Source organism: Eudoraea sp. (genome assembly GCF_049669105.1).
Classification (GTDB): Bacteria; Bacteroidota; Bacteroidia; order Flavobacteriales; family Flavobacteriaceae; genus Eudoraea.
In genome coordinates, this window is record NZ_JBATKE010000019.1 from 20,850 (window position 1) to 36,882 (window position 16,033).

At 37.7% G+C, this 16,033-nt stretch carries 14 protein-coding genes; 9 read left to right on the forward strand and 5 right to left on the reverse strand.

Going from position 1 to position 16,033, the window contains the following annotated elements; translation table 11 throughout:
* The first annotated feature begins 29 nt into the window (after positions 1-29).
* From WBM60_RS01320 to tsaB, 7 genes are all read left to right on the forward strand, one after another.
* Positions 30-1,142 carry an efflux RND transporter periplasmic adaptor subunit gene (locus tag WBM60_RS01320; RefSeq protein WP_424276336.1) on the forward strand — a complete coding sequence of 371 codons (1,113 nt, stop codon included), beginning with the start codon at positions 30-32 and terminating at the stop codon, positions 1,140-1,142.
* Between the two features lie 98 nt (positions 1,143-1,240).
* The gene (locus WBM60_RS01325) at positions 1,241-1,942 is read left to right on the forward strand and encodes an ABC transporter ATP-binding protein (protein WP_424262101.1); all 702 of its coding nucleotides are present in this window, start codon (positions 1,241-1,243) and stop codon (positions 1,940-1,942) included.
* Positions 1,935-3,167: an ABC transporter permease gene (locus WBM60_RS01330; protein WP_424262099.1), complete on the forward strand. Its 1,233-nt coding sequence runs from the start codon at positions 1,935-1,937 to the stop codon at positions 3,165-3,167. The genes WBM60_RS01325 and WBM60_RS01330 overlap by 8 nt, the downstream gene beginning before the upstream one ends.
* A complete protein-coding gene (locus tag WBM60_RS01335; RefSeq protein WP_424262097.1) occupies positions 3,160-4,431 on the forward strand; it encodes an ABC transporter permease in 1,272 nt (423 codons plus the stop codon). The genes WBM60_RS01330 and WBM60_RS01335 overlap by 8 nt, the downstream gene beginning before the upstream one ends.
* A gap of 38 nt (positions 4,432-4,469) precedes the next feature.
* The gene (locus WBM60_RS01340; protein ID WP_424282663.1) at positions 4,470-5,609 is read left to right on the forward strand and encodes an efflux RND transporter periplasmic adaptor subunit; all 1,140 of its coding nucleotides are present in this window, start codon (positions 4,470-4,472) and stop codon (positions 5,607-5,609) included.
* 50 nt (positions 5,610-5,659) lie between these two features.
* Positions 5,660-7,000 carry a TolC family protein gene (locus WBM60_RS01345; protein ID WP_424262093.1) on the forward strand — a complete coding sequence of 447 codons (1,341 nt, stop codon included), beginning with the start codon at positions 5,660-5,662 and terminating at the stop codon, positions 6,998-7,000.
* A gap of 75 nt (positions 7,001-7,075) precedes the next feature.
* A complete protein-coding gene (gene tsaB / locus WBM60_RS01350) occupies positions 7,076-7,747 on the forward strand; it encodes a tRNA (adenosine(37)-N6)-threonylcarbamoyltransferase complex dimerization subunit type 1 TsaB (protein ID WP_424278992.1) in 672 nt (223 codons plus the stop codon).
* Positions 7,748-7,791: 44 nt separating this feature from the next.
* Here the strand turns inward: tsaB and WBM60_RS01355 are convergent, their stop codons facing one another.
* The 4 genes from WBM60_RS01355 to WBM60_RS01370 form a co-directional block, all read right to left on the reverse strand.
* Entirely contained in the window at positions 7,792-8,613 is an 822-nt protein-coding gene (locus tag WBM60_RS01355) for a mechanosensitive ion channel family protein (protein WP_424262089.1), read from the reverse strand.
* Positions 8,614-8,699: 86 nt separating this feature from the next.
* On the reverse strand, positions 8,700-10,733 hold the full coding sequence (locus WBM60_RS01360) for a thioredoxin domain-containing protein (RefSeq protein ID WP_424278757.1): 2,034 nt from the start codon (positions 10,731-10,733) through the stop codon (positions 8,700-8,702).
* Between the two features lie 144 nt (positions 10,734-10,877).
* Positions 10,878-11,078, reverse strand: a complete 201-nt coding sequence (locus WBM60_RS01365) for a dodecin family protein (protein WP_424262085.1) — start codon at positions 11,076-11,078, stop codon at positions 10,878-10,880.
* 68 nt (positions 11,079-11,146) lie between these two features.
* Positions 11,147-12,049 carry a NifU family protein gene (locus WBM60_RS01370; RefSeq protein ID WP_424262083.1) on the reverse strand — a complete coding sequence of 301 codons (903 nt, stop codon included), beginning with the start codon at positions 12,047-12,049 and terminating at the stop codon, positions 11,147-11,149.
* A gap of 121 nt (positions 12,050-12,170) precedes the next feature.
* Between WBM60_RS01370 and WBM60_RS01375 the strand changes: the two genes are divergently transcribed.
* Positions 12,171-13,166: a PorP/SprF family type IX secretion system membrane protein gene (locus WBM60_RS01375; protein WP_424260684.1), complete on the forward strand. Its 996-nt coding sequence runs from the start codon at positions 12,171-12,173 to the stop codon at positions 13,164-13,166.
* Between the two features lie 59 nt (positions 13,167-13,225).
* Here WBM60_RS01375 and WBM60_RS01380 read toward each other — a convergent pair whose 3' ends face one another.
* Entirely contained in the window at positions 13,226-14,401 is a 1,176-nt protein-coding gene (locus tag WBM60_RS01380) for a vWA domain-containing protein (protein ID WP_424282664.1), read from the reverse strand.
* A 212-nt stretch (positions 14,402-14,613) separates the two neighbouring features.
* On the opposite strand from WBM60_RS01380, the gene WBM60_RS01385 reads away from it, so the two are divergent.
* Positions 14,614-16,033, forward strand: a 1,420-nt coding sequence (locus WBM60_RS01385; RefSeq protein ID WP_424282665.1) for a tetratricopeptide repeat protein, incomplete at its 3' end; no start/stop codon positions are given.

The window sequence follows — 16,033 nt, forward strand, 5'->3', positions numbered from 1 at the left end:
TGAAACATCAATCATTTAAACTATAACAAATGAAAAAGTCAGTAACCATTATCATTCTAATTGTCATTTTTGTGGCGTTCGGAGGATCTATGTATTACCTCTATCAAAAGAATGAACAGGATCCAATAGTATATGAAACCGAAAAACCTTCTACTCAGACCATTATCAAAAAAACAGTGGCTACCGGCAGTATACTACCTCTGGAAGAAGTCCTGATAAAACCGAATATTTCAGGCGTTATTGAGGAAATTTTTGTCGAGGGAGGAGATTTTGTGAAATCTGGGGACTTACTGGCAAAAATAAAAGTGGTACCCAACCTAAATGCACTTAATGATGCTAAAAATAATATTGATGAGGCTAAAATCGCCCTGGATGACCAAAGGCGAAATTTTGATAGGCAAAGTGGTCTTTTTAGCAAAGGTGTAATCTCAAAAGTAGACCTGGAAAGAGCACAGGTAAGTTATGACCAGGCGAAGCAATCCTATAGTGCAGCGAATAAAAGATATGATATTGTTAAAACAGGAACTACTAAGGGTTATGGTAATTCCGCAAATACCTTGATCAGGTCTACTGTAACAGGAATGGTCCTGGAAGTACCTGTGGAAGTGGGTAATCAGGTGATTGAAAGTAATAATTTTAATGAGGGGACCACCATTGCAGCTATCGCAGACGTAGATAAAATGATATTTGAAGGAAAGGTCGATGAATCTGAGGTGGGAAAGATAAAGGAGGACCTGCCATTGGAAATTACTGTTGGAGCTCTTGAAAATGTAACTTTTGATGCTATTTTGGATTATATTGCTCCTAAGGGTAATGAGGAAAATGGAGCTATTCAATTCGAAATTAAAGGAACCCTGAAAAAGCAGGATTCAGTCTTTATTCGGGCGGGTCTTAGTGCTAATGCATCTATAATACTGGACAGAGCAGATAGCGTTCTTTCTATAAAAGAAGCATTGGTTCAATTTGACCCGGAAACCAAAAAACCATTTCTGGAAATTGCTACCGGGGATCAGCAATTTGAAAGAAGGGATATAGAATTGGGAATTAGCGATGGAATTTATGTAGAAGTGAAGTCTGGTCTGAATAAAGGAGATGAGGTAAAAGTATGGAATGAAGTGAAACCCGATGAGTTTGAAGGATAGCTTTTTAACAAAATATTTTGAAGATTATTTGTAACATTTTAACAACTTGTCTGTCCTATTGTCGGATTTGAATTAGTTTAACTCTTAAGACACTAACCATGATTGAAATAAAAGATTTGCACAAATCCTATAAGATGGGGAGCAATGTCCTGCATGTTTTAAAAGGTATAAATTTTACTGTTGAAGAAGGAGAATTAGTTGCTATTATGGGCTCATCCGGTTCGGGAAAATCTACCCTTTTGAATATTCTTGGGATGTTGGATGTGGCAGATTCCGGAGAATACACCCTGGATGGTGTACCAATAAAAAATCTCAATGAGACTAAAGCTGCCAATTACCGGAATAAATTTTTAGGATTTGTTTTTCAATCATTCAATCTAATCAATTACAAAAGCGCCCTTGAAAATGTGGCCTTGCCCTTATATTATCAGAAAGTACCCAGAAAAGAACGGCAGGAAAGGGCATTGAAATATCTGGATCAGGTGGGCCTCAAGGAGTGGGCTAATCATTTACCCAGTGAGCTCTCAGGAGGTCAGAATCAAAGGGTAGCCATCGCGAGGGCTATGGCTTCAGAACCAAAGGTTCTTCTTGCAGATGAACCTACAGGTGCCTTAGACAGCACTACTTCCTATGAAGTGATGGATTTAATTCAGAAAATTAACGACCGGGGAAATACCATTTTAGTTGTGACTCACGAAGATGATATAGCCCATATGTGTAAACGAATCGTTTACCTCAAAGACGGTGTTATTGTTGAAGATAAAAAAGTAAAGCAAGTAAGGGCATCAGCTTATGTTTAACCGAGACACCTGGAACGAGATATTTGAAACTATTCAAAAAAATAAACTTAGGACCTTCCTTTCAGGTTTTACAGTGGCTCTGGGGATATTAATTTTTGTTTCTCTTTTTGGTCTGGGAAATGGCCTAATTAACACTTTTGACAAATTTTTCCAGGAAGACGCCACCAATGTACTCTATCTGTTTCCCGGAAAAACGACACTCCCATATAAAGGGTATAAATCATCGAGGCGAATTGAATTTGAAAATAGCGACCTTGCTGATATTAAAAAGAATTTCCCAATGTTTCTTGAGTATGTTACCCCTAGAATTTCAAGAAACAGGTTGGTAAAATACGAGGAAGAATCTGACAATTACACGACTACCGGTGTAGATTGGGGCCACCAATTTGCAGAGAAGACAATTATGATGAAAGGCCGGTACTTAAATGTGGAGGATATTAAGAAGAAGGCTAAATATGCAGTAATTGGGCGTTTAGTGGAACAGGACTTATTTGGATCTAAAAATGCGATAGGTAAATATTTGGATATTGGCGGAAGTGTTTTTAAAGTAATTGGGGTTTTTCAGGACGATGGAGGCGATAGAGAAGAACGTGGCATCTATGTCCCTTACACTACGCTCCAACTAATTGAAAAAAATACTGATAAAATAGACCAAATGGTTGTAGCTTTTAAACCGGAAATGGGTTATGTGGGAGCCATGGCCTTCGAAAGTAGTCTGGACAAGTTCTTCAAAGACAAGAAATTTATAAGCCCGAAAGATCAAAATGGTATTTTCATCAGGAATGTTGCAGATCAATTAGAACAAAACCAACAATTTGCACGCGTGCTGCAAATTATCGTGGCTTTTGTGGCTTTTGGGACTATAATTGCGGGAATTATTGGGATTAGTAATATCATGGTGTTTGTGGTTAAGGAACGCACTAAGGAATTGGGAATACGAAAAGCCTTGGGCGCTACGCCAAATGCGGTAATCAGTACAATTCTGCTCGAATCGGTGTTTATTACAACAATATCGGGCTTTACGGGGATGCTAATTGGAATCGCATTACTAACCTCTTTAGGAGAAAGTTTGGCTGAAGATTATTTCATTACCAATCCATATATAAATACTGGCGTGGCAATATTTGCAACCCTGATTTTAATAATATTTGGTGCAATTGCGGGCTATATTCCGGCTAAAAGGGCAGCGCGTATTAAACCTATAGTAGCATTACGAGATGAATAGTATTCGATTTCTTTTTGATAAAAATACCTGGCAGGAAATTTTCGGATCTATCGGAAAGAATAAGACCAGGACTATAATTACTGTTATAGGAGTGCTATGGGGTATTTTTATCTATATCGCTCTGGCTGGGGCGGCAAAAGGAATGGATAACGGATTTGAAAAAAACTTCGAAACTGTCGCCAAAAATAGTATTTGGGCCTGGTCTCAAAGTACCAGTATGCCCTACGCAGGTTTTAAAACGGGCAGACAGTTGCGACTAAAAGTCCAGGATGCTATTGTCTTGAAAAACCGAATTCCTGAAATACAGTACATAGCACCTGTAAATACAAGAGGAGCATTTGGAGGAGCATCCGCTTTAACAGTACGGGGAATTAAATCCAATAGCTATGCCGTATATGGCTACTTTCCCGAAATAGCTAAGATTGCTACGCAAAAAATTTATGACAACGGAAGGTTTATAAATGATGAAGATATCGCTCAGGCGAGAAAAGTTTGTGTTATTGGTGATCGCACCCAGCAGGAGTTATTTGATAAAGACGAGGATCCAATAGGCGGTTATATTAGGGTTGAAAATATTTATTTTCAAGTAGTTGGAGTACATAAATTTACCCAGACTACGCCATTTGGTACCGACGGAGACATCTTTATTCCCTTTACAACTTTCAAAAAACTGTATAATACGGGGAATGATGCTCAGTTTTTCACAATAGCGGCATATGACGATGCCGATGTTGTTCAGGTAGAAAAGGATATTAAAGCTGTTTTACGAAATATTCATAAGGTGCACCCGGAAGATGAACGCGCTTTTGGGGCCTTTAATCTTGGTGAAATATTTGGTAAGATTATGGGCTTTGCCAATGGGATAACCTTTTTATCCTTAATTGTTGGAATAGCCACCATCCTGGCCGGGGTGATCGGAATTGGGAATATCCTGCTAATATCCGTTAAAGAGCGTACCAAGGAATTAGGAATTCGCCGGGCTTTAGGCGCAACACCAAGGGAAGTGCGTTCTCTGATTATTTTGGAATCTGTATTTCTTACTATGATTGCCGGGGTTATAGGTATTATACTTGGGGCAGGGGTTTTAAGTTTGATCAATAACCTCACCAAGGATATTAATTTTCCATATACGAATCCAACGGTTCCTATACCATATGTCCTGGGAGCGTTAGCCATTATGATAATATTGGGAACACTAATAGGTTCAATTCCTGCACAGCGGGCAGTGAGCATTAAGCCCATAGATGCGTTAAGAGAAGAATAAACAAAACCATTAACTATATACTAACACATTAGATTAAGATGAATAAAATTGTAAAATATGTATTGATTGGGATTGTAGGGCTCGGGGCATTGTGGGCTGCTGCTTTTTTTATAAAATCCAATAGCAAATCAGCCATAACATATGAAACTAAAAAGCCATTTATTTCAAATATTGAGAAGAAAACAGTTGCTACAGGTAAAGTAATCCCGGAAGATGAGATTGAGATCAAACCTCAAATTTCTGGAATTATTGAAACCATTTACCTGGAAGAAGGTGCTCAGGTTAAGGCGGGTGATTTAATTGCCGTAATAAAAGTAGTACCCAATGAGCAATCCTTGAATCAGGCCCGTGGAAGAGTAAGGAATGCAGAAATTGAATTAAGTAATACCGAAATTGAATATAAACGGAATAAGGCCATATTTGATAAAGGGGTGATTTCCAGCCAGGACTTTAACGTCTTGCAATTAAGATATGATCAGGCCATTCAGGAATTGGACAATGCCCGTGCAGATTATCAGATTATTAGAAGAGGCTCTGCCGGAGGTTCTTCAAGTGCGAATACCAACATTCGGGCAACGGTTGCAGGCACATTGTTGGAAATTCCGGTAAGGGAAGGAGATCAGGTAATTCAGAGCAATAACTTTAACGATGGGACAACCATTGCTACTATTGCCGATTTGGGTAAGATGATTTTTGAAGGAAAGGTTGATGAAGGGGAAGTAGGGAAACTAGAGATAGGGATGCCCCTTGAAATTAGTTTGGGAGCCATAGAAGAGGAAAAATTTGAAGCAAAGTTAAAGTTCATCGCACCAAAAGGAATAGAAGAGTCGGGTGCGGTACAATTTAAAATAGAAGGCGATGTGGTTGTGGAAGGTGATTTTATGATCAGGGCAGGCTATAGTGCTAATGCATCACTGGTACTTGAGAAAAAAGACAGCGTTATGGTAATACCTGAAGCACTCCTGCAATTTGATAAGGAAACAGATGAACCCTATGTTGAAGTTGCTGTGGGCGATCAGAAATTTGAACGCAAAAATGTTGAAATAGGAATTTCCGATGGGGTTAACGTGGAAATTATCTCGGGCATAACCGAAGAAGATGAAGTAAAAGTCTGGAATAAAACAGAGCCGATAAAAAAAGGTGAAGACGAAGAGGAGGAAAGTGAAGAAAAAGATTAATTAACTTAAATGCGAATAGTCAATCAATTATAATTATCAAAAAACGACAGATGAAATTTAAACTAACTGCACTATTATTCTTATGTGCTATAGGAATGGCAATAGCACAGAAAAAGATATGGACCCTTGAAGAATGCGTTAACTACGCAGTTGAAAATAACCTCACCATTCAACAGTACGAATTGGACCTGGAATTGTCTACGATTGATAAATCGGATGCAATTGGCGACTTCCTTCCTGATTTAAATGGAACGTTAAATGGACAAAGCAATACTGGTTTGTCTTTTGATCCAACTAACAATCAACCGGTGAACACTACCCAAATAACTTCTTCCGGAAGTGTTACCTCATCAGTGAATTTATTTAATGGATTGAGAAATATCCACAGGCTTAACCGGGCTAAACTTAACGCAATTGGAAGCAAATACCGTTTGGACGACCTGGTAAACGATATTCGTTTAAATGTGGCCATTAATTATTTAAGAATTTTGTCCAATAAGGAAGCGACGAAGGTGGCAAAAGCACTATATGCTGTTACCGAACAGGACTTGAATAAAACCAGAGAATTAGTTGAGTCAGGGGTGGTTGCAAGAGGAGATTTATTGGAAATTGAAGCCACTGCGGCAACCCGGGAGCAGCAAATTATAAATGCTGAAAACGAAGTTCTTATTTCACGAATTAATTTGGCGCAGTTACTGCAAATAACAGATTATGAAAACTTTGATATTTCAGATGCTGAATTTGAGGTGCCTGCTGCAGACATATTGAAAAATTCACCAAAAGACATTTTTAATAAAGCCATAAGTTATTGGTATGAGACCAAATTTTTTGAGACCAATGTGGATTTGGCAGAAAAAGATTTAGCTATAGCCAAAGGTGCGGCCTATCCATCACTCGACGCTTTTATTAATTACAATACACGTTATTCCGATCAATTTTTTGACCCTATAACAGGACAGGTAATTCCTTTTAAAGATCAGCTATGGATTAATGATGGTATCGCCTTTGGAGCACAAATAAGTATTCCTGTTTTTAACGGTTTTAGTACACGGAATAACATTAAACGGTCTCAAATAAATGTAAAAAAGGCACAACTGGATCTGGAGCAGAATAAATTGGAGCTGGAAACAAATATAAATCAGGCCTATGTGGATGTTCTCAATAGTTCTAAAGCCTATGAGGCGGCCCTTAAGACTCGGGAAGCGAGGGTATTGGCTTTGGATTACTCCAAAGAAAGATTTGATGTTGGTATTATGAATTCATTTGATTATAGCCAGTCGCAAGCAAGGGTTGATAATGCAGAAGCAGAGGTAATCCGAACTAAATACGACTACGCTTTTAGAATAAAAGTATTGGAATTCTACTTTGGACTTCCTATTGTAATTGATTAAATATAAATTTTAATTTAGTTTGGGCCTGTTGAGTGTTTAAACCCCAACAGGTCTTTTTATATTTGCTCCTCAGATATGGCTTTAATTTTAAATATTGAGACGGCAACCACCAATTGTTCTGTAAGCATTGGTAAAGATGGCCATATGCTTACACTAAAGGAACAGAATAGTAGTTCCTATTCCCATTCAGAAGATTTACATTTTTTTATAAAGGAATCTCTGGAGGCGTCATCCCTATCAGCCAATGATCTCGATGCCATAGCAGTAAGCAAGGGCCCGGGTTCTTATACGGGCTTGAGGATAGGTGTTTCCGCAGCAAAAGGTCTTTGTTTTGCCCTGGACCTTCCTTTAATAGGAATTTCCACTTTAGAGAGTATGGCTTCTCAAATTAAACAAAAGGATGGCGTAATAATACCTGTTCTTGATGCCAGACGTATGGAGGTGTATTGCGCAGTGTATGATTCCAATTATATGAAGCTAAGGGAAACCAAGGTAGAGGAGGTAAAGCCAGATTCGTTTGCCCAATATGCAACACAGGGAAAGGTATATATCATTGGAAGTGGGGCAGTAAAATCCAGGGAAATATTGGAACATCCGAATTTTGTATTTGATGATTCCATAATACCTTCAGCCAAAGAAATGTGTCAATTATCCTATAGGGAGTTCAGGGCGAATAATTTTCAAAACACCGCTTATTTTGAACCGGATTATTTAAAGGATTTTATTATTCAGCAAAGCAAGAAATAAATACCTTTCTACGAAATAATGACTTACAAAAATGAGTACTTATATTACTTGGGGTTATGTACCACTCTTTGTGGAAATGGAATTTCAATGTTGGCTTCATCAAATCTGCTTTTAAGTTCTTCCATAACAAAAAAATGAGCCGCCCAAAAGTCTTCGTTTTTAGCCCAGAAACGCAAGGTCAGATTTACAGAACTATCTGCCAATTCGCCAACAAATACCTGTGGTTCGGGTTCTTTTAATATAGTTGCTTGTTCCGAGCATATTTCCAATAGGATGTCTTTAGCTTTTTTAATATTGGATCCGTAGCCAATACCAACATCAATTTTGTCCCTCCTGGTTTCTTCTGCGCTGTAATTTATGATGTTATTGTTAGAGAGTTGTCCGTTTGGAATTATAGCCAACTGGTTGCCAAAAGTATTTATCTTGGTAGTAAAGATGGTAATATCCTTAACGGTACCATCAACACCCTGTGCCGATATAAAATCTCCAATCTTAAAGGGTTTAAAAAAAAGGATTAAAATGCCACCGGCAAAGTTGGCTAAAGAACCCTGAAGAGCCAGTCCAATGGCAAGTCCGGCAGATCCCAAAACAGCCAGCAAGGATGAAGATTCCACACCTAGTTGTGTAACCACCGCAACAAATAGAATAACCTTTAGTCCTACACTAATCAATTGCATAAGAAAAGACTCTAACGCTAGGTCATAATCTTTACGTTCAAAAAATTTACGAGTTATGCGGTTAATAAATTTTATAAACCATAAACCTGCTATTAAAATAATAATAGCCGTGATCATATCGGGAAAAACCTCCCAAAAGTAGCTTATGGCATTTTCTACATGTTTATCATAGTTGGACAAATCTTGCATAGCTTATATTTTTAGAAGAGCAATATTATTAAAACAATTCAAATATTGCCAATAAAGGAGTGAAAAAGTAATGGAAATAGGCATTCTTATTTAAGTTGATTTAATACATCTTCAATATTGGTGGTTGGTAACTTACAAGAACCATGTTCGCAAAGGTAGATAAGTGTGCTATTTGCTACAAATCTGTTTTGAATCAGTGATAACTCGCTCTCTTCTTTAGCGCCTGCAAATACTGCGTTGGGCAAATAAGATTGCTGCATGTTGCTAGCCGTTTTCAAATAGTCTTCCCCAACTATACTTATTTCATAAAAGGGATTTTGAAAATACAATACCAGATGAAGCCAATTGGCATAACTGGCCGTATCTTTCTCAAAACTTTGCTGCAGATTCATTACCATTTGCTGTGCAATTTTTTCGTAATTCATATCTGGAAAAAAACGGGATAATTTAAATAGATTTTTAGCCATAATAGAATTCGATGATGGTATCACATTATCTGCCATTTCTATGGTTCTCCTAATAATAAATGAATCTTGGTTGGGAGTGAAGAAAAATAAACCGCTGCCGTCATCTGTAAAATTAGCAATGCAGTAATCTGATAATTTTTTTGCCTCATTAAGCCAATTTTCTTCAAAGGTTATTTCATAGAGGCCTATATAGGCCTCGATGACCGAGGCATAGTCTTCCAGATAACCATTAATGGTACTTTTTCCGTTTTTATGATTGTGGTAAAGGCTACCATCTTTCTTTATAAATGTTTCCTTAATAAATGTGGCATTTTCTAAAGCCAGAACCAGATAATCATCATTTTTGATAAACCTGTAGGCGTCTGTCAATCCTTTCAGCATTAATCCATTCCAGGAACAAAGTATTTTATCATCTAATCTGGGACGATCTCTTTTTTCCCTGACCTTGTTTAAGATTTGTTTACATTCTGCAATTACCATGTTCAATTCTGAAACAGAAAGTTTGTGTTTTTTAGCTATTGCCTCGTCTGATTCATCCCTTATTAATACGAAGTTACCATGCTCCCAAAGTCCAAAGTCATTGATGTTATAATAGTCTTTGAATAACTCAAAGTTATCGGCAAGAAGGGTTTGTAATTCTGCTTTCTGCCATACATAAAATGCACCTTCTTCTAATTCCCCGGTTTCATTTAGGCTATCGGCATCCAGTGAAGCATAGAAAGCCTTGGTTGTGTCCATAAGCTCTGAGGTAACAAAGTCAATGGTTTCTTCCACCACTTTCTTGTAAAGAGGGTTTTGCGTCTCGGCATATGCTTTGGAATATAGACTTATTAATTGGCCGTTGTCATATAGCATTTTTTCAAAATGGGGAACATGCCATTTGCCGTCCACAGAGTATCTCGAAAAACCACCTCCCAAATGATCAAAAATTCCTCCATACGCCATTTTTGTAAGTGTTAAATTGACATACTCCAAAAGGTCATCATCTTTTCTGGAAATTGCATAATGCAATAAAAAATCAAGGTTACCGGGCATCATGAATTTAGGAGCCCGGTTATAACCCCCATAGTTATGGTCAAAATAGCGAGACCATTTTTTAACCGAATCATCTAATTGATCCTCAGTTAAAATCTGAGAATCGGAGCCAACTTCAACAAGATTAATTGCCTTAATCCCTTCGGCGAGGTCTTTGGCATATTCATTTATTTTATCGGGCTGTTCCTTGTAAAGTCTTGTGAGTTCCTTTAAAACCTTCATCCAGTCATCTTTCTTCACATAAGTCGCTCCCCAAAACGGACGCCCGTCTGGCAAGGTGACTACGTTTAACGGCCATCCACCTCTTCCCGTCATCATTTGAACTGCATCCATATAAAGATGATCTATATCCGGGCGTTCTTCCCTGTCTATTTTTATATTGACAAAATTTTCATTCATCAGATTTGCAACTTCTTCATCTTCGAAGCATTCTTTTTCCATAACATGGCACCAATGACATGCAGCATAACCTATACTTATAAGCACTAATTTATTTTCATTTTTGGCTTTTTCCAAGGCTGTTGTACTCCAGGGTTCCCAGTTTACAGGATTATGAGCGTGTTGCAGCAGATACGGGCTGCTTTCGTTTATTAGGGCATTGGTATGTTTGTTGGACATGGTTTCTTTTTTTTGAGAGCAGCCATTTAAGGCAACTAATACTAAAAGTAATGTGTAATTAAACTTAGACATAGACAAAGTTACTACTAATTAAAGAGCATAAAAAAAGCGCCATAAAGGCGCTTTTAATTTTTTTTAGACTCATTACTTAACTTCAAAAGTGATTTTAACATTTACGCGATAGTCGTCTATTTTACCATCTTTAACAGTAGCACTTTGGTCACTTACATATACAGAACGTATATTATTAACGGATTTGGAAGCGTGAGCAACTGCGTTTTTAGCAGCGTCTTCCCAGCTTTCATTGGAGTTTGCTAGTAATTCAATAACTTTTAAAACTGACATAATACTTCTTTTTAGTTGTACGTTAAGGTAGCAAATAAAAAGCTAAGGAACAACAACTTCAGCTGAATTTATCCGTTTAAAGCGACCACTTCAGACACCTTATCTCCCATCATATTTTTTAGCATGGTTTCTATACCATTTTTCAAGGTATAGGTAGAAGAAGGACAACCGCTACAAGCACCCTGGAGAATAACATTTACTGTTTTACTCTCTTTCTCATAGGACTGAAAAAGTATATTTCCACCATCGCTGGCAACAGCTGGTTTTACATATTCTTCCAGAATGTCAATGATCTCCTGCGAGGTATCATCTAATGTTTCGTTCTCTGTATTTGGATTAGAGGTGGCTATAGATTTAACCGCAACTTCTTCACTGGAGACTACTTCATTTCCATCGGCAATAAAATTCCGGATCAATTCGCGGAGCTCCATGGTAATCTCATCCCAGCTTGCAACATCGTATTTCGTTATGGAAACGTAATTTTCATCCATAAAAACCTCTTTAACATAAGGTAAGTGAAATAACTTTTTGGCCATATCAGAGCTTTTTGCTTCATCAAGATTTTTAAATTCAAACATAGCAGGAACTATTTTCCTATTTGCCACGAATTTCATCACGGCCGGATTTGGAGTAATTTCGGCATATATGGTAACAGCTACTTTCTTATTATCTTCTTCTTCATTAACAATAGGTTCCCCGGCGTTTAAATATTCAACCAACTGTTGTGCCACCTCGTCCTTAACTGATGGCCAATCTACAATGTCAAAGCGTTCCAGGGCTATGAAATTCCCAGAAATATATACTGTCTTTATAAATGGAAGGTAAAATAATTGCTGAGCAAGCGGAGAATTTTTGGCATCATCTATATTCTTGAATTCGAAATTACTTCCATTGGTTAGAAAATGATTAGCCTCAAATTTTAAAATGGCCGGGTTATTGGTTTCTACTACTGTAATAACGTATTCTTTCATCGCATTTGTTTTCCGCAAAAATACAACCATTTTCCCTTTCTATGCATATATAATAATGTTGTATTTCATCCGTTATACTTTATATTTGACCTAAACTTCAATAAACACGCCCTATTCTTAGATGAAAAAATTCCTGTTGATTTTGTTTACCTATGTGGCTTTTTCCAGCTCTTTGACTGCTCAGGAGGGTGTTCCTGTGTATTTTGATTATTTAGCAGACAATTACTATTTGGTATTCCCCTCTATGGCAGGAATTAGCGAGGGTGGTAAAATAAGACTCACGGCCAGAAAACAATGGTTTAGTGTGGATGAGGCTCCGAGTTTACAGACACTTAGCGCAAATTACAGGATTCCGGAGAGTTCAAGTGGCGTAGGGGTTATCATTTTTAATGATGCCAATGGCTATCACTCTCAAACGGGTGCAAAACTTACTTACGCTCATCATTTGCAGTTAGGGCCAGAAATCAGGATATTAAATCAGTTGTCATTCGGGTTGAGTGCAGGTTTTATTCAAAGTAGTCTTGATGAATCAGAATTCAGGTCGGTTATCCCTGATCCTATAATAACGGGCGGAAAAAATAGTGTTGGTTATTTTAATATAGATTTAGGGATGTCCTATAACTATATGGAATTCTATGCAAATTTCGCAGTCTTAAATCTTTTGGGTACCGGACGAGACCTTTATACAGCTATTGAATTTGATAATTTAAGAAGGTATTTAATTAATGCTGGCTATATCTTTGGTAAAAACTTGTGGAAGATTGAACCTTCGGTTCTTTTTCAATTAACAGAATTTACCGAAGAGAAAACCGTGGATATAAATGCCAAGGTTTATAGAGAATTAGGCTTCGGTACTATTTGGGCAGGTCTCTCATACAGAAGAAGTTTTGATGGTGCCCAATTCCAGGTTGATGGCACTCTTGGGGAACAACGGCTTCAATTGTTTACTCCAATCGTAGGTATTAATTATAACAGATTTATGTTTTCCTATAACTATTCTTACCAATCCGGAGATATTAGATTAGATAACGGGGGGTTTCACCAGATTACCCTGGGTTATGACTTTGGACCTGCCAGGGAAAACAGATACGACTGTTTCTGTCCATCAGCAAATTAAAAATGGGCTTAACAACGTATTCTGTTAAACCCAATTATAATTAATACTACAATTTTCAGCTAATCCCATTTAAAACTTTTCCCTGCAGCCTGTCTTTTTATGGCATTTAACATCGCATTTTCAAGCTCTCCCTTTTCCTGTTGGGCATGTTTGTTAATGTAGATTTCCCGTTTGGCATTTAGTTCCTGTATTTCTTTTTGAATCCTTGTTCTTTCGGCCTTTTTCTCACCTATGAATGAAGTAAGTTCTGCCTTCGACTTATCTCTTAGTGCTTTCGGTAATGCCTCTTTTTTTATTGCTGATACGTCAAATTCATCCTCCTCCGATGCGTCTATCAGATCCCATGACGAATTCTTATACATCCCTGAACTTTTGCTAACTGCCCGCTTGACGGCTACACCCTCTTCCAGCTCCATAGCGTTGCTGTCTTGTTGGGACTGTAATTCCAGTTTTCTATTTCCCATAGCACCATAAGATATATAGGTGCTGTTCAATTTTGAATTCAGTTTAATGATAACATCATCATAGGGAGTATTTATATGAACAATCTGTTTATTATGATCTATTGCCATATATTCTCCACCGGTGAGGGTAGCTCCCTTTTTCCAATCGGTGTTAATGCCTTGCTGATAGTTACCGCAAAATATAGTATTCACAATGATCTCTTTTTCTCTGGCATTAGTCACGGCATCCCTGTAATTAAGCTTTCCCTGAGTAAAAGGCTCATTTCCTGCGATAAAAATCATTTTTAAATTATCGGGATTTTTACCCCAGTCTAACTGACGTAGGGAGGTTTGAATAACTTCACCACAGTATTCTTCTCCCCCATTGGTGCTTAGTGAAAAAAGTTTTTCAGAAATCTCATCCAGATCACTGCTGAATCCGATAACCTGTTGAATATAGCCTTCCCTTGAGGAAAGTCCGTCATTTCCATATTGGTATAATGCAATCTGAAGATTAGGCCTGTGCCCATTTCCACATTTTGCATAAGAGAACTGATTCACAATATCCCATAGTTGTGCTTTGGCCTGATTAATTAACCCGTCCATACTATTACTTGTATCTAACAGTAGTGCTATTTTTACAGTGTTGTTGTCCTTGTCTTTTTTGTCAATTAAAAATTTTTCTATCCCGGAGTTATTTATTTCCTCCTTGTTTCGTGGGGCATAACCGAATGCCGTTCCAAGAGTCAGACTTAAAAATATAAGACCAATAGTGTGTTTTAAATTTTTCATAATGTTATTTTTTAATGATAATTATTAACTAAATGTAGGTCCGAACTTTTTTACAAAAAATAAGGAATGAGCCAAATAACCCCCTGGTTGAGTGAACTGGTACAAGGATTGCGTAAAGCATATTATTCAGGGTTAAGTGGACAAGGATTTGAAATAAGGACATTTTTTAATACCGTATAAATCAAGTAAGTTTATCCTTATAAATGCAAATCATGCAAAAGAAGAGGTACCTGTTTATGGCTTTTTATCTTGTCCTTTTTGTAGGCTATTCTCAGCCGCAAAAGAAGGCTGAAGATTCAGGGGAAACTTCCTATCTGGTTTATTTAGATTCAGCGCAATTTTATATGAAAGCCAATATTGCAAAAAGCATTGATTTTATTGCACAGGCAATTGGGAATCTTGGCAAAAACCCCGGTAAGAAGGAACTTGCCTTGGCGCTCACTTATTTGGGGGAGGTGTATCAATATCATAAGCAATACGATCTCGCTATTTCTAACTACATGGACGCACAGGAAGCCTATAAAACCTCCAAAACTGCTTTATTGCTTGGCAAGGCCTACATTCAATCAAGGGATTATAAAAATGCTGCGTTGGTGCTGCATCCTCTTGAAGATGTAAAAGGCCTGGTGCCTTATCAAAAAATCGGGTTATATGAACTATTGGGGGATGTCTATAAGGGATTTGATGAAACTAATAAGGCGATCGCCTATTATGAAGAAGGTTTAAAAGTGGCTGTTAAAAATCAGGTAAGCCCAAAAATCCCCGATTTAAATTCTAAAATCGCGGATGCCTATGCCCAGGACAACAGACTTGAAGAAGCGGAAAGTTATTACGACAATTCATTGAAGCTTTCAAGTCAGCAGGCTCCACAAAGGGCTATTCAGGAAAAAGAAAAGGTGGCAGATTTCTACAACAGGAAAAATCAGTATGACGATGAAATAAAATTGAGAAAAAAAAGCCTGAATGAATTGCAGGCACTGCCGGGGATGGCAGCAAAATCTGCTGGTGCTACAGATGAAAAGGATTCTATTACGGCTCAACGGATTAACTACAAGATAGCAAATGCCTATGCCGCTCAGGATAAGTACGATGAAGCCATACCCTATTTGGAGGAGAGTATTAAAGAAGCGGATAGTGAAAATGACCTGATTGTTCAAAAGGATGCTACGCGTAAACTTTCTGAGGTATACAGGGATAAAGGTGATTTTTCGAAAGCCTTTGAAACTTATCAGAAATATGTAGCCATCGTGGATACACTTTATCTTCGAAAAGAACAGGAAATTTCTCAGGCCTCGAGATTTAGCAGAGAAATTGCCGCTAGTCAGGGTAGAATTACGGGCCTGGAAAAAGAGAGGGAACTTTCACAAAGTAAATATGATCTGGCATTAACCGAACAACAACTGGCCCTGGAAAGTAACAGAAGGCAAAAATGGATAATTTATTCTCTAGTTGTGGGAATGTTGCTTACGGCTCTGGCTGCCTATTTTTTTTACAGGAGTAACAGACAACAGCAGTTGGCTAATAACTTATTAGCGCTTAAGTCATTGCGTTCCCAAATGAATCCACACTTCATCTTTAACGCTCTTAATTCTGTAAATAATTATATAGCTAAAAATGATGAACGCAGTGCTA